The sequence below is a fragment of the Ruegeria sp. AJ12 genome (assembly GCF_056536245.1).
Map to the genome: position 1 here is coordinate 494318 of NZ_JBQFJJ010000001.1, position 18473 is coordinate 512790.

18 protein-coding genes are annotated in these 18473 nt (G+C 59.0%); 7 read left to right on the forward strand and 11 right to left on the reverse strand.

The window, feature by feature from the left end:
• Positions 1–9 precede the first annotated feature (9 nt).
• Positions 10–1587, reverse strand: a complete 1578-nt coding sequence (locus tag ACR3E0_RS02410; RefSeq protein ID WP_480475824.1) for a DUF5928 domain-containing protein — start codon at positions 1585–1587, stop codon at positions 10–12.
• A gap of 143 nt (positions 1588–1730) precedes the next feature.
• On the opposite strand from ACR3E0_RS02410, the gene ACR3E0_RS02415 reads away from it, so the two are divergent.
• The gene (locus ACR3E0_RS02415) at positions 1731–2549 is read left to right on the forward strand and encodes a sulfotransferase family protein (RefSeq protein ID WP_480475826.1); all 819 of its coding nucleotides are present in this window, start codon (positions 1731–1733) and stop codon (positions 2547–2549) included.
• Between the two features lie 187 nt (positions 2550–2736).
• Here ACR3E0_RS02415 and ilvD read toward each other — a convergent pair whose 3' ends face one another.
• Positions 2737–4569, reverse strand: a complete 1833-nt coding sequence (gene ilvD / locus ACR3E0_RS02420; RefSeq protein ID WP_480475828.1) for a dihydroxy-acid dehydratase — start codon at positions 4567–4569, stop codon at positions 2737–2739.
• A gap of 105 nt (positions 4570–4674) precedes the next feature.
• On the opposite strand from ilvD, the gene ACR3E0_RS02425 reads away from it, so the two are divergent.
• From ACR3E0_RS02425 to ACR3E0_RS02440, 4 genes are all read left to right on the forward strand, one after another.
• A complete protein-coding gene (locus ACR3E0_RS02425) occupies positions 4675–5250 on the forward strand; it encodes a helix-turn-helix domain-containing protein (protein WP_480475830.1) in 576 nt (191 codons plus the stop codon).
• Between the two features lie 36 nt (positions 5251–5286).
• Entirely contained in the window at positions 5287–5556 is a 270-nt protein-coding gene (locus tag ACR3E0_RS02430) for a CBU_0592 family membrane protein (RefSeq protein WP_480475832.1), read from the forward strand.
• Positions 5557–5648: 92 nt separating this feature from the next.
• Positions 5649–6503, forward strand: coding sequence for a 3-mercaptopyruvate sulfurtransferase (gene sseA / locus ACR3E0_RS02435; RefSeq protein ID WP_480475834.1), 855 nt, complete (start codon positions 5649–5651; stop codon positions 6501–6503).
• Positions 6503–7687, forward strand: coding sequence for an amino acid aminotransferase (locus ACR3E0_RS02440; RefSeq protein WP_480475836.1), 1185 nt, complete (start codon positions 6503–6505; stop codon positions 7685–7687). The genes sseA and ACR3E0_RS02440 overlap by 1 nt, the downstream gene beginning before the upstream one ends.
• A gap of 70 nt (positions 7688–7757) precedes the next feature.
• On the opposite strand, the gene ACR3E0_RS02445 is transcribed toward ACR3E0_RS02440, so the two are convergent.
• A complete protein-coding gene (locus ACR3E0_RS02445) occupies positions 7758–9080 on the reverse strand; it encodes an ammonium transporter (RefSeq protein ID WP_480475838.1) in 1323 nt (440 codons plus the stop codon).
• A gap of 33 nt (positions 9081–9113) precedes the next feature.
• Complete coding sequence (locus ACR3E0_RS02450) at positions 9114–9452, reverse strand: P-II family nitrogen regulator (protein ID WP_480475840.1); 339 nt, start codon at positions 9450–9452, stop codon at positions 9114–9116.
• A 259-nt stretch (positions 9453–9711) separates the two neighbouring features.
• Between ACR3E0_RS02450 and ACR3E0_RS02455 the strand changes: the two genes are divergently transcribed.
• Positions 9712–11901 carry a transglycosylase domain-containing protein gene (locus ACR3E0_RS02455; protein ID WP_480475842.1) on the forward strand — a complete coding sequence of 730 codons (2190 nt, stop codon included), beginning with the start codon at positions 9712–9714 and terminating at the stop codon, positions 11899–11901.
• A gap of 38 nt (positions 11902–11939) precedes the next feature.
• On the opposite strand, the gene leuB is transcribed toward ACR3E0_RS02455, so the two are convergent.
• Positions 11940–13043 carry a 3-isopropylmalate dehydrogenase gene (gene leuB, locus ACR3E0_RS02460; RefSeq protein WP_480475844.1) on the reverse strand — a complete coding sequence of 368 codons (1104 nt, stop codon included), beginning with the start codon at positions 13041–13043 and terminating at the stop codon, positions 11940–11942.
• A 144-nt stretch (positions 13044–13187) separates the two neighbouring features.
• Complete coding sequence (locus ACR3E0_RS02465; protein WP_480475846.1) at positions 13188–14081, reverse strand: LysR family transcriptional regulator; 894 nt, start codon at positions 14079–14081, stop codon at positions 13188–13190.
• Positions 14082–14165: 84 nt separating this feature from the next.
• Here ACR3E0_RS02465 and ACR3E0_RS02470 point away from each other — a divergent pair, with 84 nt between their 5' ends.
• Positions 14166–15068: a Rossmann-fold NAD(P)-binding domain-containing protein gene (locus ACR3E0_RS02470; RefSeq protein WP_480475848.1), complete on the forward strand. Its 903-nt coding sequence runs from the start codon at positions 14166–14168 to the stop codon at positions 15066–15068.
• 7 nt (positions 15069–15075) lie between these two features.
• Here the strand turns inward: ACR3E0_RS02470 and ACR3E0_RS02475 are convergent, their stop codons facing one another.
• The 5 genes from ACR3E0_RS02475 to ACR3E0_RS02495 all read right to left on the reverse strand — a co-directional run bounded on the left by ACR3E0_RS02475 (position 15076) and on the right by ACR3E0_RS02495 (position 18466).
• Positions 15076–16104, reverse strand: coding sequence for an endonuclease/exonuclease/phosphatase family protein (locus ACR3E0_RS02475; protein ID WP_480475850.1), 1029 nt, complete (start codon positions 16102–16104; stop codon positions 15076–15078).
• Positions 16101–16931 carry a hypothetical protein gene (locus ACR3E0_RS02480; RefSeq protein ID WP_480480920.1) on the reverse strand — a complete coding sequence of 277 codons (831 nt, stop codon included), beginning with the start codon at positions 16929–16931 and terminating at the stop codon, positions 16101–16103. Before ACR3E0_RS02480 ends, ACR3E0_RS02475 begins: the two co-directional genes overlap by 4 nt.
• Positions 16932–16945: 14 nt before the next feature.
• Complete coding sequence (locus ACR3E0_RS02485) at positions 16946–17125, reverse strand: hypothetical protein (protein ID WP_480475852.1); 180 nt, start codon at positions 17123–17125, stop codon at positions 16946–16948.
• Between the two features lie 138 nt (positions 17126–17263).
• On the reverse strand, positions 17264–17869 hold the full coding sequence (leuD, locus tag ACR3E0_RS02490) for a 3-isopropylmalate dehydratase small subunit (RefSeq protein WP_480475854.1): 606 nt from the start codon (positions 17867–17869) through the stop codon (positions 17264–17266).
• Positions 17870–17911: 42 nt separating this feature from the next.
• Positions 17912–18466: an HdeD family acid-resistance protein gene (locus ACR3E0_RS02495; RefSeq protein ID WP_480475856.1), complete on the reverse strand. Its 555-nt coding sequence runs from the start codon at positions 18464–18466 to the stop codon at positions 17912–17914.
• Positions 18467–18473: the final 7 nt, after the last annotated feature.

Genomic DNA, 18473 nt, shown 5'->3' on the forward strand with positions numbered 1-18473 from the left:
TTGCCGGGTTCAATCCAGAAACAGGTAATCCAGCTGCATGATGGCCTGAGCCTTTTCGACGGGCACCCCCAGAAACGCCGCGATTGTGGCCTCGTTCTGTGTTCGCTCCGCAGCTTCGCGCAGCCGGAAATGCCCGTCGAGGTCGGACCCCCGGATCAGCTCTGATTCATAGGCCAGCGAGTTGCGCAAGGCAGGCAGCAGGCGGGCCACCTGCTCAGCCGGGCTGTGATCGCCGGCAAGGCCAACGCGGCGGGCGTGGCCGATCAGATAATCGTCGGAATAGTTGCACTCGATTTCAAGGACATGCGTTGTCGCCTGATCTGCGCAGAAATCCTGTATGATCTCGAGATTTGCCGGATCCACGCACAAAACCAGCTTGTTGGTTTCAAATGCGTCAAACAGCATCCGAACCACGGCCCGCCGGTGGCGGGACCGCTTGGTCAGCGACGTCTCGATACCGCCCAGGTCGGGCAGCGGGGTGTTCTGTTCGTTGAACACATACTCGACACAGGGAATATCGGTTTCCGAAACGATCTGATCAACAAGCCGTTTGGCAACGTGCCATTTCTTGCAAACGATCAGGAAGATGTCCCGTTCAGGGCCGAGCGTGCTACCGGCCTCCCAGAATCGCCGCGCAAAACGGCGACCGACACGTCCGCGCCCAGCGAGAAAATCATAGAGGCTGCGGCCCTCATTCGAAATCTGGAACTCGACCCCTTCGCTGGCGTAAAGCTGGCCCAGCCGTTCCTTGAGCTCATGCGCCTCGGGGCTGATCTTGCGGGCAAACAGGTAATCCTGCCCGAGCAGCAGGTCATAGTGATCATTGTAGAATGAAACCGGCATCCCGTAATCTGAGAACATCAGGAACGTGAGCGTCCGGTTCTCAATCTCCTGCTTTGGAATGAGATGCCGGACCAGCGTCTGAAAAAAGGTTTCGTCGGGAATCCACGTGGTCGAGAAGAACCGGATGACATCGCGGCGCTGACTGAGAAAGTCGAGGATCATCTCAACCGTCCGGCGCCGCAGGCACCACCATTGACTGCCAATCATGACCTGAATGTCCTGCGGGATGTCCCGCGTCAGGCCAAACCGCCTCTGCAACTCGTATGCGGCGTAAAACCGCGCGCTCTGGCTGCGCTCGTTGAAATAGTGGCGATAGATCAGCCGGTCCTCTTTCATGCCGGTCTTGATCCAGTTGCTTTCGAAGAAATCGTGGCTCTCGATAAAGTCCTTGTCGTTGTCGTCCAGGAAGCGATGAACGTATTCGGCTGTTTTGATGGCCATGCAATCGCCGGACAGCATGTAAAAATGCGTGGCCCTTGGGAAGCTGTCGACTGCGGCGTGCAAGGCATTGAGTGTCGCCTGAACCAGTGACCAGGCACCCCAACCGCATTTGACGCGCTTGGCGGCAAAGACAACGTTCCGGTTGTCTTTCAGAGCATTTTGAATGTGATCGTAGTCTGCCGCCTTGGAACGCGCGTCGAAGTGAATTGCCATGCAGTCACCGGCAGCGGTCAACTGCTCTGCCTGCGCGATGATTGCATCAGGGTCTTTGTGGCATAGCAAAATGTAGGCAATTCTTGCCATGTGAGTTACGCAATTTCCGTTTCTGCCCGTTTCCAATGGTGATACTGAGGATGAGCGATTGAATAAACAGAATATTTTTGGTTCTTTGATTTCAAATGCTGGCGCGTCATTCTGAGACCTGACCGGCAAAGGAGGCACAGCAGATGGGTTTTCCCGGTACCTGGATGACCGAAAGCGAGAGCATGGTCTACCGTGTCGTGCCGAAATGCGCCTGCTCGACCATCGGTCAGATCATGTTCTACTCCGACCATGGCCGGTTCTTTGACGGTGACATTCACGACGCCAAGGACGGCATGCACAAATGGGCCTTTGGCCCAAGCCAGGATCAGATTTCCAGCAACGTACGCTCACACGCGTCCTATTCCTTTACCTGTGTCCGCAACCCGTACACCCGCATCCTGAGCTCTTTCTTTGACAAGATCTGCGGGATTCAGCGCAACGGCAAACGGTATCGCGGCAATCTGGTGCCTTCGCTTGTCTACAACTACGGAATCGAAGTTGGTGGCGACGATGGCAAAGGTGAGTTCGATCAGATTGCCAGCTTTCGCCGGTTTCTGCTGTTTGCGCGCGACACGATACGGTGGCGCCGCCCGATGGATCCCGATATTCACTGGTCGGCGATGTCCGGGCATGTGTCGACCTTCATCGTCAATGGTGGACAGTATGACCGCATCTTTTGGACCGAAAAGTTCAATGACGGCATGCAGGATGTATTGAACCATATTGACGTTCAGCATCCTGTAACGCTGTCCGAGATTCCCCGGTTTAACGAATCCGAGGGGCATGGGCCAAAGCGCGCGCATCCTGTCGAAGACTATTTTGACGATCTGTCGATGCATCTGGTCTATGAAATCTACAAACAGGATTTCGAGCTGTTCCGTTACGATTTCGAGAACCCGGCCAACAAGATGCCGGTCGGTGAGATCGATCTGGATGAAATCCACGCCAAGCTGGGCGACTAAACCAGCAAATCAGTGGTGCTCCCGCCCATCGTCAATGTCTCTTGCGAGACATCTCCTCTGGTTGGGCCCGGCGCCGCGCGACGCGCGGCGCCGGGCCCAAGTCCGGACAAGGCATCGGCATAGCCGATGGCGCAGTCCGGACGCGGGAGCGTCCGGTGACTGTTCTGACCCTTGGTCAGAATTCATGTCACAGTTGACGCACGGCTCCCTTGGCGGCACTCGTTGTCAGCTTGGCATAGGCCTTGAGTGCCGTAGACACTTTTCGTTTGCGTGGCTTGGCTGGGACCCAGCCCTTTTCGTCCTGAATTTCGCGCCGCGCCGCCAGTTCTTCGTCTGAAACGGCCAGATGGATTGTGCGGTTTGGGATGTCGATTTCGATCCTGTCACCGGGTTGCACAAGCCCGATCTCTCCACCTTCGGCGGCCTCAGGCGATACGTGGCCAATCGACAAGCCCGACGTGCCACCTGAAAAACGGCCATCCGTCAGCAAAGCGCAGGCTTTGCCCAGACCTTTGGATTTCAGATACGACGTCGGGTACAGCATCTCCTGCATCCCCGGTCCGCCTCTCGGCCCCTCGTAGCGGATCACCACGACATCACCTTCCTTGACCTTGCCCGTCAGAATATCGCTCACCGCCTGATCCTGACTTTCGCAGACATAGGCCGAACCGGTGAATGTCAGGATGTTCTCGTCGACACCTGCTGTTTTCACGATGCAGCCATCGCGGGCGATGTTGCCGAACAGAACGGCAAGCCCGCCGTCCTGGCTGAACGCGTGATCCCTGGATCGGATGATGCCGGTTTCCCTGTCTGTATCCAACTCTTTATACCGGTTGGATTGGCTGAAGGCCTGCGTGGTGCGCACGCCACCCGGGGCGGCCTTGAACAAATCCTGTGCCCTAGGGTTATCCGCAATCTTGATATCCCAGTTGGCAATCGCCTCTCCTATTGTGGTCGAGTGAACCGTGCTGCAATGATCATGCAGCAGGCCGGCACGGCTGAGCTCGCCGAGGATCGAGAAGATACCGCCAGCGCGGTGAACGTCCTCCATATGTACGTTTTCCGTGTTCGGTGCGACCTTGCACAGACACGGAATCTTGCGGCTGAGCTGATCCATATCGGACATCGTGAATTGCACCTGACCTTCATGGGCAATGGCCAGCAGGTGCAGCACCGTATTGGTCGACCCGCCCATGGCGATGTCCAGGCTCATGGCGTTTTCGAACGCGTCGAATGTGGCGATTTCGCGCGGCAGGAACCCTTTTTCATCCAACTCGTAGTGACGCTTGGTGATTTCGACGATCCGGCGCCCGGCCTCAAGAAACAGTTCCTTACGGTCGGAATGGGTCGCCAGCGTCGAGCCGTTGCCGGGCAGCGCCAGGCCCAAAGCCTCGGCCAGACAGTTCATCGAGTTCGCGGTGAACATGCCCGAGCACGACCCGCAGGTGGGGCAGGCGTTTTCCTCGATATGCTTGACTTGCTCGTCGGTAAAGCGGTCATCGGCAGCTGCTACCATCGCGTCGACCAGATCGATCTTTTTGGCATCCAGATCCGCGATGCCGATCTTGCCTGCCTCCATCGGCCCACCCGAAACAAAGATCGCCGGAATGTTCAAACGCATGGCCGCCATCAGCATGCCCGGCGTGATCTTGTCGCAGTTCGAGATGCACACCATCGCGTCAGCGCAATGTGCGTTGACCATGTACTCGACACTGTCAGCGATCACTTCGCGTGAAGGCAGCGAATACAGCATGCCGTCGTGACCCATGGCGATACCGTCATCCACCGCAATGGTGTTGAACTCTTTGGCCACGCCGCCTGCCTTTTCGACTTCGCGGGCGACCATCTGGCCCAGATCCTTGAGGTGAACATGCCCCGGCACGAACTGGGTGAACGAGTTGACGATGGCGATGATGGGTTTGCCGAAATCATCGTCGCCCATGCCGGTGGCACGCCACAGGCCGCGGGCGCCGGCCATGTTGCGGCCATGGGTTGAGGTTCTGGATCGGTACATTGGCATGATGCTGTTTCCCTTTTGCCCTGCCTGCGGTATCTGGGGTCGTATGTTATAACGCACGTAGCATGTGTGCGTTATAGCGCACAAGAGCATTTGCAGGGCGACCGCATGGAAAATCCGGCTGAACCGGGCGACATAACGCTGAAACTGAAGGATGTGAGGGCCGCGTCGGGTCTGAGCCTGTCCAAGGCGGCGGATCTGACCGGTGTCAGCAAGGCCATGCTGGGTCAGATCGAGCGCGGCGAATCAAGCCCGACCATTGCCACGCTGTGGAAAATTGCCAAGGGGTTCCAACTGCCGCTCAGTGCGTTGATCGGCAGTGCCACACTCCGCGATCCGTCGGATGCAGGGTTTTTTCAAACGGTGACCTTTCCAGGCAGCATCGAAGTCAAAATTGTCTTTCCCTTCGATCCGATGCTGGGGGCCGAAACCTTTCACGTAGAGTTGAAACCGAACCAATGCCACGAATCTCCGGCGCATGCGGTCGGCGTGACCGAAGAGGTGTTTGTGCTCGCAGGTACGCTCGAGGTGATGCGGCAAGGAGAATGGGTGCCGCTGCTGGCCGGACAGGGCTTGCGTTTTGCGGCCGATCTGCCGCATGGCTACCGGGCAGGTGAGACGGGCGCGACATTTCTCAATATGCACCACTATGCGCAACCCGCCACAACAGAGCCTGCAAGTTAACACGGGTTCGGACCGAAGACTCAAAAAGGGCAAGAGATGGCAGCGTTCTTGGACACATTAACCATGGCGGATGCCATCGGGTCTTTTGGCGCCTTGATGGTTGTCGCGGCCTATTTCGCCACCCAGATGCGGATGATGAATTCCGACGATCTGGCCTTTCCGGTGATCAACCTTCTGGGCTCGGTTCTGATCGTTTACTCGCTGCTGCATAATTTCAACCTCGCATCGATGCTGATCGAAGGCTTTTGGGTTGTCATCAGCCTGATCGGAATAATGCAGCACATCCGGCTGCGCCGCGCCCGATGAGAGCCTGAAACGGGCCGGCCTGACCGTATCCAGCCTTGAACACGACTTCGGCCAAGTATAGGGAAAACCCTGCGCGCAAAGGGGAGACACTGATGCTGGACGATCCAAAGACCCTGGTTTCCACCGAATGGTTGGCTGCTCATATCAAGGACCCGGATCTGCGGATTCTGGACGGGTCCTGGTACCTGCCGCAGCAGGGGCGCGATGCGAAGGCCGAGTATGACGCGGGCCATATCCCCGGAGCCCGGTTTTTCGATATCGACGAGATTTCCGACCATCGGTCCGACCTGCCGCATATGGCGCCCCCGGTCGAGAAATTCATGTCGCGCCTGCGGGCGATGGGTGTGGGCGACGGCCATCAGGTTGTCGTCTATGATGGAGCCGGCCTGATGTCGGCTGCGCGCGTCTGGTGGTTGTTCCGGCTCATGGGTCAGGAAAACGTCGCTGTTCTGGATGGCGGCCTGCCAAAATGGCAGTCCGAGGGACGCGAGATCGAAGACCTGCCGCCGGTGATCCGCGACCGTCACATGACCGTTCGCGTGCAGAACCAGCTTGTCCGCGATGTGACGCAGGTGTCTGCCGCCGCCAAGCTGGGCGATTATGAGATCATCGATGCGCGTTCGGCCGCCCGATTTGCCGGAGGGGAGGCTGAGCCGCGCGAAGGCCTGCGCTTGGGTCACATTCCCGGATCGCGCAACGTGCCCTTTGGAACTTTGCTGAACAAGAACGGCACGATGAAATCACCGGAGGACTGCCGCGCCGTGTTCGAGGCGGCCGGTGTGGATCTTTCGAAACCGGCGATCACCTCATGCGGTTCCGGCGTGACGGCCGCAATCCTGAGCCTCGCGCTGGAACGCCTCGGTAAAACAGACCACGCGCTTTATGACGGTTCCTGGGCCGAATGGGGCGCCTTCCCGACCCTGCCCGTCGCAACCGGAGAGACCTGATGTTCGAGAACCTCAAACCGCAGCCAGCGGACAAAATCCTGGCCCTGATGCAGATGTACCGCGAAGACCCGCGCGATCAAAAGATCGATTTGGGTGTCGGTGTGTACAAGAACGCCGAGGGCATCACTCCGGTCATGCGCGCGGTCAAGGCCGCCGAAAAGCGCATTCTGGAGGAACAAGAGAGCAAGGCCTATACCGGTCTGGCCGGTGATCCGGCCTATGCCGATGCCATGATCGGGCTGATCCTTGGCGATGCGGTTCCGCGCGACAACATCGCTGCGGTTGCGACCCCCGGCGGCACGGGTGCCTGCCGACAGGCGTTCGAGATGATCCGCATGGCCAACCCTGAGGCCCGCGTTTTCGTGTCGAACCCGACATGGCCCAACCACCTGTCGATCCTGAATTATCTGGGGATGGAGACCGTTCAGTACCGTTACTTTGACAGCGAAACCCGTGGTGTTGATTTCGACGGTATGGTCGAGGACCTGAAAGCAGCCAAAGCCGGCGATGTGGTTCTGCTGCATGGCTGCTGCCACAACCCGACCGGGGCCAACCTGAACATGGTGCAGTGGCAGGAGGTCGTGAACATCATCAACGCGCGTGGCCTCGTGGCGATGATCGACATCGCCTATCAGGGCTTTGGAGACGGCCTTGAGGAAGACGCGCAAGCGACCCGTCTGGTGGCCTCATCCGTCAAGCGCTGCCTGATCGCGGCCTCCTGCTCGAAGAATTTCGGCGTTTATCGTGAACGCACCGGCCTGCTGATGGCCATCAGCGATGATCCGGCGCAGACGGCTCTGAACCAGTCGACGCTGGCTTTCCTGAACCGTCAGAACTATTCCTTCCCGCCAGACCATGGCGCGCGCGTCGTCACCACGATCCTGACCGACCCCGAACTTCGGGCAGACTGGGAAGCTGAACTGGAAGAGGTTCGCTTGTCCATGCTGGACCTGCGCCAACAACTGGCCGACGAGTTGCAGCGCCTGAGCGGGTCGGATCGGTTCGGCTTTGTCGCCGAGCATCGGGGCATGTTCTCGCGCCTTGGCGCAGACCCGGAACTGGTCGAGCAATTGCGAAACGATCACGGCATCTACATGGTCGGCGACAGTCGCCTGAACATCGCTGGCCTGAACGCAAAAACCGTGCCGATCCTGGCCAAGGCGATTGTCGACGTCGGTGTTTGAAGCCAAGTTCTCAAAAAATGAACCCCGGGCGCGAACGCCCGGGGTTTTTTGTTTTTGTTGGGGCGAAGGTTCAGCCCTTTGAAAACTCAGGATAGGCTTCCATACCGAGTTCCGCCATATCCAGACCGTTGATCTCGTCCTCTTCGCTGACGCGGATGCCTAGGGTGGCTTTCAGCACAGTCCACAGGATCAGTGCGCCGACAAAGGTGAACACGCCGTAGGCGACAATACCGGTCAACTGCGTGATCAGGTTGGCTTCGCCATAGAAGATCACCGCGATGGTGCCCCAAATTCCGGCGCACAGGTGGACCGGGATGGCACCGACAACGTCGTCGATCTTGAACTTGTCCAGCATCGGAACCGCGAAGACCACGATGATACCGCCCACAGCGCCGATCCACAGCGCACCGAACAGGGTGGGGGCCAGCGGTTCGGCCGTGATCGAGACCAGACCGGCCAGCGCGCCGTTCAGCACCATCGTCAGGTCAGGCTTCTTGTACAGAACCTGTGTCAGGATCAGAGCAGCGACTGCGCCCGAGGCTGCGGCCATGTTTGTGTTGGCGAAGATGCGCGACACGTCGGACACGTCACCCACGGTGCCCATAGCAAGTTGCGAACCGCCATTGAAGCCGAACCAGCCCAGCCACAGAATGAATGTCCCCAAGGTGGCCAGAGCCAGATTCGAACCGGGGATCGGGTGAACTTTGCCGTCCTTGTACTTCCCGATACGCGGGCCAAGGATCAGACAACCCGCCAGAGCCGCCCAGCCTCCGACCGAATGCACGATGGTCGAACCCGCGAAGTCCGAGAAACCAGCTTCGGACAGCCAGCCGCCGCCCCACTGCCACGATCCGGTGATCGGGTACATGAGACCGGTCAGCACGACGACGAAGATCAGGAAGGGCCACAGCTTGATCCGCTCGGCCACGGCACCCGACACAATCGAAGCGGTTGCTGCAACAAAGACCAGCTGGAAGAAAAAGTCCGAGCCGATCGATGCGTAATCCAGCGCTGCCTCGGCAGGGTCTACGCCCACAGGATCCAAAACGGTGGTCGAAAAGAACGGACCCAGCCAGCCTGTGATGGTCCAGCCGTCGCCCGGGTACATCAGATTGAAGCCGATCAGCCAGTACATGATCGCAGCAATCGAAAACAGCGCGATGTTCTTGGTCATCTGCATGGCCACGTTCTTGGAACGCACCAGCCCGCCTTCGAGCATGGCAAAGCCCGCGGCCATAAAGAACACCAGGAAGCCGCCCATCAGAAACAGCAGCGTGGTGAAGATGTATTGGGTGTGCAGCGCGGCCTCGCCTTCGGCAGCGTCTTGCGCAAGGCCCATCTGCGGCAGCGCAACGAGCGCGGCAGCAGGGATGAGAGATTTCATCAGGTTCATTTTCAGTCCTCGAATGATGTGGATAAAGGGCGCTTACAGCGCGTCCTCGTTGGTTTCCCCGGTCCGCACGCGCAGCGCCTGCTCGACATCGAGGACAAAAACCTTGCCGTCGCCGATCTTGCCGGTCTTGGCGGTTTTGGTGATGGTCTCAACGATCTGGTCGGCCATGGTGGCGGGCACCACGATCTCGAGCTTGATCTTGGGCACGAAGTTCACGGCGTATTCGGCCCCACGGTAGATTTCGGTGTGACCGGATTGCGAGCCGAAGCCCTTGATTTCGGTCACCATCATGCCGCGCACGCCAGCCTGGGTCAGTGCTTCGCGCACCTCCTCGAGCTTGAACGGCTTGATTGTCGCAATGATCAGTTTCACGTCTTTCCCCTCTGCTTCCCCGGTCAGACCGGTTTGTTTGCACCTGCAGAAAAAGAGCGTGACGGAGCGCGGTTAGGAACGTTTTCCACGTCCGAAAGTCAGGAAAAGCTGCCCAAAGTTGCACAATTTTTGCACAAATTGCACAAGATGATTAAAAAATTGGCGGAAGAGAGAGGAGAATTTCCGGAATTTCATACCTCAACATAGCTGTGTCTCCGAGGTATGGTGACGCAAAAGCATAATCGGGCAGAGTTTGAGCATGACTGAGTCCAAGCGCCGCAAACCGACCTTGGTCGCGGATAAGAGATACCCGTCGAAGGGGCGCAAGCCCACGGCGTCCAAGCGTGCTGCCAAGCCGGCAGGCCGTAAATCGACCGCCCGCAAAACAGCGACTCGCAGAACCTCCCGCAAAAAGACGCGCAAGGGGTCTGGTGGCAATGGCGGCGGCCTGTTTCGTCGCCTGTTCCGCTGGATCGCACGGCTGATCTGGGGTCTGACCTGGCGTGTTGGTGCCGTGGTGGCGATGCTGATCGCGCTGGCGGTGGGCGTGGTCTATACCTCGCTGCCCGATGTCGATGCCTTGCTGGATGGTCGCGCACGCGGCTCGGTCACGATGTTGGACCGCGATGGCAAGGTCTTTGCCTGGCGCGGGGACCAGTTTGGCGGGGTGATCACCGCCGATACCGTTTCACCCCACCTTAAGAACGCCGTCATCGCGACCGAGGATAAACGGTTTTACCGCCATTTCGGCGTCAGCCCGCGCGGTGTGGCCAGCGCGGTTCGCATCAACCTGAGCGAAGGGCGCGGTCCGCTCTCGGGCCATGGCGGCTCGACAATCACGCAGCAGACGGCCAAGCTGCTGTGTCTGGGCGTACCTTACGAACCTGCCGCGTGGGAGTCGGAGGCCGCTTATGAGGCGGATTGCCGTCAGGGCTCGCTCTGGCGCAAGGGCAAAGAGGCGATTTATGCCCTGGCGATGGAGGTGAAATACTCCAAGGACGAAATCCTGACGATCTACCTGAACCGCGCATTCCTGGGGGCTGGCGCACGTGGGTTCGAAGCGGCCAGCCAGCGCTATTTCGGAAAATCTGCGGCCGAGGTCTCTCCGGCAGAAGCCGCGATGCTGGCCGGTCTTCTGGTGGCCCCATCGCGCTATGCGCCGACGAACAACCTGCAGCGCTCGCAGGATCGGGCGCGGCTTGTGGTTGGCCTGATGGAGGCGCAGGGCTACCTGTCCGGCGCGCAGGCCAGTGAGGCGCGTGCCCGTCCCGCGCAACTCTCCGAGGCCGCCGCCGCGCGTGCAGGCGGCTATTTCGCCGATTGGGTCATGGCCAGCGGGCCCGAGTTCTTCACCCGTAACACCACCGAGGATGTGGTGATCCGCACGACATTAGATCCGCGCATCCAGACCTCGGCAGAAGAGGCGCTGCAATTCATCTTTCAGGAGAAGGTTCGGGAAGGGTCGAAAGCGCAGGCCGCGATTGTTGTGATGTCGGCGGATGGGGCGGTGCGCGCCATGGTCGGTGGCCGCAAAACCCGCGTCTCGGGTGCGTTCAACCGCGCGACGCAGGCGCTGCGGCAGACCGGGTCGTCGTTTAAGCCTTTTGTCTACGCTACTGCGTTGGAGCTTGGGTATTCGCCCTATGATACGGTGATGGATGAGCCCTACTGCGTAAACATCCCCGGATCGGGCCAATGGTGCCCCAAGAACTACACCAACAAATACTACGGGCAGGTCACGCTGGCGGATGCGCTCAAGAACTCTCTGAACATCCCGGCGGTGAAAGTGGCCGAGATTTCGGGCCTCGACAATGTGCGCACTGTCGCCACCGGTTTCGGGATCGCCAGCGATCTGGCGCAAGGCCCCGCGCTGGCGCTGGGCGCCTCAGAGAGCACGCTGATCGAGATGACGGGGGCGTATGCGGGCATCCTGAACGGCGGTTCCGCCGTGGAACCTTACGGCCTGACCGAACTCAAGCTGCTGGGCGATGACACGCCCGTTATGGTCACGACAACCGGCATCGGAGAGAGGGTAATCAACGACAATGCGGCCAAGCAACTGACGTGGATGATGGAGCGTGTTGTATCGCAGGGAACCGGTGGGCGTGCAAAACTGCCTGGCTGGCAGGTCGCTGGCAAAACCGGCACGACCCAGGCCGCGCGGGATGCGTGGTTCATCGGATTTACGGCGGATTACGTGACAGGTGTCTGGATGGGGTACGATGACAACACGCCGCTTTCGGGTGTCACGGGAGGCGGGTTGCCGGCGGAAATCTGGAAGGAAACCATGCTGCGCGTCACCGAAGGGATGACACCCACACCACTGCCGATGCTGGCGCCCGCACCGCCTGTCCAGGTTGCACAGCCCTCTCAGCCGCGCCGCAGGCAGGGCGGAGGTCTGGAACAGGCCATCAGCAACCTGCTGAACGGGATTTTCGGCGGAAACTGAGGCAGAGGCGGCGCGTCGAGCGCCGCCTATGAGAGCTCTTAAAGGCTGGCGTCCAGCGCTTTGATGATGGCGTCACCCATTTCTGTCGTCGAAACCGGCTCCACGCCTTCATCGGCCAGCAGGTCGCCCGTGCGAACACCGTCGGCCAGAACCTTTTCGACCGCCGCTTCCAGACGATCGGCTTCGGCGCCCTGATCAAAGCTATAGCGCAGCGCCATCGCAAAACTGAGGATGCAGGCAATCGGGTTCGCCTTGCCCTGACCGGTGATGTCCGGGGCGGAGCCGTGAACCGGTTCGTACATCGCCTTGGGACGGCCATTGGCCATCGGTGCGCCCAGACTGGCCGAGGGCAGCATACCCAACGACCCGGTCAGCATTGCGGCGCAGTCTGACAGGATATCCCCGAACAGGTTGTCGGTCAGGATCACGTCGAACTGCTTGGGCGCGCGCACCAACTGCATCGCACCGTTGTCGGCATACATATGGCTCAGCTCGACCTCGGGGTATTCTTTGGCCACGCGATCCACGACCTCGCGCCACAGAATGCCCGATTCCATCACATTGGCCTTTTCCATCGAGCACAGCTTTTTGTTCCGGCGCATCGCCAGTTCAAAGGCCGAGCGTGCGGCACGTTCGATTTCGGATTCGGTGTACCGCTGGGTGTTGATGCCGACGCGTTCATTGCCTTCTTCGAAGATGCCGCGCGGCTCGCCGAAATAGACACCCGAGGTCAGTTCGCGGACGATCATGATGTCCAGGCCGGCAACGACGTCCTTTTTCAACGATGAGAAGTCAGCCAACGCATCAAAGCACTGTGCCGGACGCAGGTTGGAATAAAGGTCCATCTCCTTGCGCAGACGCAGCAGACCGCGTTCGGGCTTCAGGCTGAAGTCGAGATCGTCGTATTTCGGGCCACCAACAGCGCCCAGCAAAACCGCATCTACCTCTTGCGCCTTTGCCATGGTTTCATCCGACAGCGGCTTGCCATGTGCATCATAGGCCGCACCGCCAACCAGATCCTCGCTCACATCGAACTGAAGACCGCGATTGGCGCCGAACCAATCGATGACCTTGCGCACTTCGGTCATAACTTCGGGGCCAATTCCGTCACCGGGCAGGATGAGGAGTGAGGGGTTGGACATGAAGGCTCTCCTTGCGTTTTGTCGCAATGGCCCTAGCCTTTGCGTCGCCTCGGGTCAATGAGACGACGGACCCAAATCAAACGGTCCACGCTTATGGGACGGCAAAAGTCTGTTTGGCGGGGATCGGCCACGTGCCATGCCGCCTCAAAGTGATGCCTTAAGCCCCTCAGCCAGCAGGTCCCAGATCCGGCGGATGCGCGGGGTCTGGCGCATGGCCTGGGGCGAGGCCAGCCACACAGGTAGAACGGGAACGTCGACATCCAGCGGCAGAATCTCGATCAGCGGATCGGCCTCGGCCACCTGGGTCTGACTGAAACCGATGCCGCACCCGGCACGGATCAACTCCCAATACGCGCTTTGCAGATCGCAGCGGGTGGCAAAGCTTTCGCGGCTTGCGGGCCAGCCTTTTTCCCGCATTTTCCTGATGATCACTTCGCTTGCGTCAAATCCAACGAGATCATGCGCAAACAACTCTGCAGGCGTTTCAGGTCGCCCGGCGCGGTCCAGGTAGGATTTCGCGGCACAGAAACACAACGGAACGTCGCCCAGATATCGCGAGACAATGTCCATCTGTTCCGGGCGGTACATCCGCACGGCGATATCGGCCTCGCGAAACAGAAGGTTCTCACTGGCATCGGTGGCAACCAGCTCCAGTTGAATGGCCGGTTCCTGTTGTCTGATATGCGCCAGAATCGGGGGCAACAGATGGTGGGACGCAAAGACCGACGCCGTGATGCGCACAGAGCCTTCCAGTTGCTGGGACTGGCCAGCCGCCGTTAGGCTGAACGCGCTCATGGCGCTGTGCATTTCCTGCGCCATGGGCAAAAGCTGCGCGCCCACTTCGCTGAGATTGAGGCCGCGTGCATGCCGGTCAAACAAAGAGACACCCAGATCCGCCTCAAGCGCCTGTACCTGACGTCCGAGCGTCGGTTGGCTACGATTGAGTTGCCGGGCCGCCGCAGATAGCGACCCGGTTTCCGCAACCGCCAGAAAACTCTGAATCAGGGACCAGTCGGAATGCATCAGGGATCGTTCCATTCAAAAATGAATACACGTTCTTCGCCCCGCGGCAATTCCCCTGACACACTGAATGGTTAAATTGGGGTCAAACAGGAGGGATCCATGACGCAGACGGTTCTGATTCTTGGGGCGACGGGCCGCTTTGGGCGCAATGCAGCGCAGGCATTTGGCAATGCGGGATGGACTGTACGATGTTTCGATCGCAAAACAGAGCAGCTGGAACAGGCGGCGCAGGGGGCGGACGTGATCGTGAATGCCTGGAATCCGCCTTACCCGGAGTGGGCGCGGTTGCTTCTAGGCCTCCACCAGCAGGTGATTGACGTCGCCTCTGATACGGGCGTGACCGTGATCGTTCCCGGAAACGTCTATGTGTTTGGTGCGGGAACGCCGGGTCCATGGTCGGCCGCAACGCCGCATCTGGCGCAAAACCCCCTTGGGCGCATCCGGATTGAGATGGAGGAAGCGTACCGAAGCTCACCTGTGCGCACGATCCTGCTGCGTGCGGGGGATTTCATCGACACGTGTGGATCGGGCAACTGGTTCGACCAGGTCATGATCAAGCACCTGTCCCGTGGCCGGTTGGTTTACCCTGGCAATCCGGATATCCCCCATGCCTGGGCCTATTTGCCAGATCTGACGCGCGCGGCGGTCGCACTGGCAGAGATTCGAGACGATCTGCCTCGATTCAGCGATGTTCCGTTTGGTGGATACACGCTGACTGGCATGGAAATTGCGCAGGCTTTGTCACGTGTGACGGCGCAGAATGTTTCGTTGAAAACGATGAACTGGTGGCCCATTCATCTCGTCCGGCCCTTCTGGCGCATGGCGCCGCATTTGCTGGAGATGCGCTATCTGTGGGACGTTGCGCACAGTCTGGACGGCGCGCACTTGACCGAACTGCTTGGCGACGTTCCCCAAACCGATCTGGATGAGGCGTTGCGTACCGCGATCCCAGCCTCTCTGGTTTTGCAGACATGCAGCGACAGGGTTGAGAGCGCGGTCTGAAAACGCGCTAGGGAAGTTTGATATCCACCCAGACCAGTCGATGGCGACTGGCGCGTTGGGCCATTTCTCGTAGCTGGGTATCTGCTTTCGGCCAGAAAACACCCGAGTCCAGAACCTCCAAATCCGCCGAAGGCAGCACATAGTCGACGCGCATGTCCCCGACGGATTTCCAGTGAACAGTTGTCATTTCGCCGGTCGAATCCTTTGGTTCAGGGTCTTGCAGAAGCGGGTGCGACAGGAGGGTTTGGATAGCCTCTGTCCGTCCGTCTCCCCGATCCGGGTCCAGATTGGCATCTCCGGCGATCACAAAATGGTCCGGTGGCGCGGAACCCAGATCACCGTTCAACAGCACCGACCAGAACCGGATCTCGTCTTGGTTTCGCAGCCCGTTGCGATCTTCGGGCCCGTCGAACACAGGCGGCGTGGCGTGAAAGGTCATAAGGCTTAACCGCCCGGCGGGTGTTTTGATCGGGACGACCCAATGGGCGGTCGAGGACAGGCGCTGGACGTTCTGGGCCTGCGCCGAGGGGTAAGGCTGGCCGTTAACGGTGGGCAGGGTGGCTCCGGGCAAATCTTGCCACAACATATCGGAATAGTCTTGAACCTCTGACTCCACGATCCGGAAGCGGGACAACACCGCCAGCCCACCCGCGCCGGTAAAACGACCCCAGCCCTGTGCATCACCAGGCCCATGGACACGCCCATCCCCATCCAGATCATGGCCCGATTCCAGGCCTGAGTTTGGTCTGGACGAGAAAGTGTAGGGATAGTCCAAACCAGCGTCGCGCAGCGTGTTGGACAGGGCCGAGACGGCCAGACCGTCCAGATCCCAGTCCAGGCCCTGAAGGGCGATGATGTCCGGCTTCACTTCTGACAGGACAGCAACAACGGCCTGCACTTGCGCGTCACCCCGTTGGATGTCCCGCAACAGAAGGCCGGGGCCCTTGCGACTGAGTTCGGTGTTAAAGCTGGCTACGCGCACGACATCTGCCTGTGCCGCGAACGGCACCAGCAGCATAATCAAGACACGGATCATGCGGCCTGAGTTGTCTCGGCAGTGGAATAAGCGCGGCGTTTCTCAACGATCAGGCCGGCAATACGGACGGTCGCCATGCCGCGCATGATCATGCTGGCCGGCAAAAAGGCCCAGGCGCACATGGTCCAGATCAGGGTCTGAGGATTGTTGAGGGAAATCGGTGTGGCGAAGTTGGTGAGAAGCTTAATCACGGCCGGGATCAGGAATGGCAGAAGAATACCGATGCAGATGTTCAGGCGGCCATCCCGCTGCAGGCGGGTTACGACATCGCCCCCCTTGGTCGGGTCAAACAGCGGCAGGTTGGTCCAGACATTGAATGCGCCATTGCCAGTAGGCCATCCGCGCATTTTCACCGCGTAGAAGAAGCTGGCAATTGTCACCAGCGCCGCGACATAAGCCACGCTGGCAGTAATCCGCACCAGCTCGACAAGCGGTAGGCTTGAGTTCTCAGGCAGCATCAAAACGATCAGCCGTACAGGTGAATAGGGGAAGTCCACCACATTGGCGACGGACAGGCTGATTGAATAGAAGAAGGTGGTCATTTCGGTCGGCGCATAGGCGTTTTTGCAGATCAGAGTCAGAAAGGTGACCATCGACATCAGGCCCACAAACCGCAGCCGGTTCACCGGAGGCGCATCACGGAATTCGATAAAGCTGGGAAACGCAGAGTTGTATTCGGCAAATGTCAGAATGAACGCGAGAATCGCGAGAAAGACCACAATCTCGGTCCCGTTCGTCGAAGAAACAGGCAGGTACAACGCGGGGGTCAGCACCAAAAGCGCAACCAATATTCCACGTATCGCCGCCCCTGTTGTGCGCGCAATCACTATTCCGAACCCTTTCACACCGGACCAGTCGATTCTCCGCCGACTTGGTTCCAACCTGTGCCCGCCGTTCTTTGAATTTTGACGGTTGCCTCTTTAGCGCCAACATGGACGATAAGCGGCTTTTCGCTCAAGCCAGGGTGCAGAAAACACGGAATTTCGGGCAAAAAGATGGCAAAACTGGTGCGTGATTGCATCATTGTTGACGCAAACCCGGCGTGTGTTGACGTCAAACATCTACATGTTGTGGTTGCTGAGATTTTGACCCCAAGAACGCGAACGGGGCCGCTGATGCGACCCCGTTTGGTTGAGTGTCCACAGAATCATCCACAGAATCAGACCCAGGGGCGGGCTTGACTTGCATGGTCCTCGAACCTGTCGATGTGGTGATCCTTTTCCATCGTCAGCCCGATGTCGTCCAACCCATGAATTAGGCAGTGCTTGCGATGGGGATCGATATCGAACTCGATGACCGCACCATCCGAGGTTGTGATCTGCTGATCTTCCAGATGCACGGTCATGCGGGCGTTTTCGCCCTTATGCGCGTCGTCCATCAGAACCGCGTGGTGCTCTTCCTCGACCACGATGGGCAGAATGCCGTTCTTGAAGCAGTTGTTGTAGAAGATATCGGCAAAGCTGGTCGAGATGACGACCTTGATGCCGAAATCCTTGATGGCCCACGGCGCGTGTTCACGTGATGACCCGCAGCCGAAATTGTCGCCGGCCACCAGGATCTCGGTGTTGCGATAGGCGGGCTTGTTCAGCACGAATTCTTCATTTTCGCCGCCGTGATCGTGATACCGCATCTCGTCAAACAGGACGACGCCAAGACCGGACCGTTTGATGGTTTTCAGGTGCACTTTGGGAATGATCATATCCGTGTCGATATTGATCAGCGGCATTGGGGCGGCCACCCCGTGGACTTTGTCAAACTTTTCCATGTTTACACTCCTGCGGGAGAGGGCCGGCCCCGTGCCCCGCGTTTAAGCTTCTTTTGCTTCCGTTGTTTCGTCTTTGGGTGCGTTCTTGACGAAGAACGCCATGAAGATCAGCCCGAACCCGTTGAACAGCATCTCGATGCCCAGCAGGATGCCCAGCAGTTGCAACAGCACCGCCGGTTCTGCAGCGGCGTAGGACCAGATGATACCGGCCAGCACGATGGACAAGATGCCAGAGATCAGCGTGGGCCAGAAAAACTGCGTTCCACGCATCTGGAAGGACAGGATGATCCGCGCGATACCGCCTGCCAGGAACAGGATCAGCACCACGGTGGCCAGTGTCAGTGTTCCTTGCAGCGGATGATCCAGAAAGGACCAGCCTAGAAACAGCATCACCGCACCCATGATGAGTGACAGGATCTTGTTGCCGGTGCCTTCAACTGTGAACCCGCCAACAACCTGAAAGGCACCCGAAACCAGCAGCAACACACCCGTTACAACGGTTACGGCAATCGACGCCACAACAGGCGCGCCCAGCACAAAGATGCCAAACGCGATAGATAGAAGCCCCAGCAGGAGCCATTTGACCCAATCACTCATGTTTTCA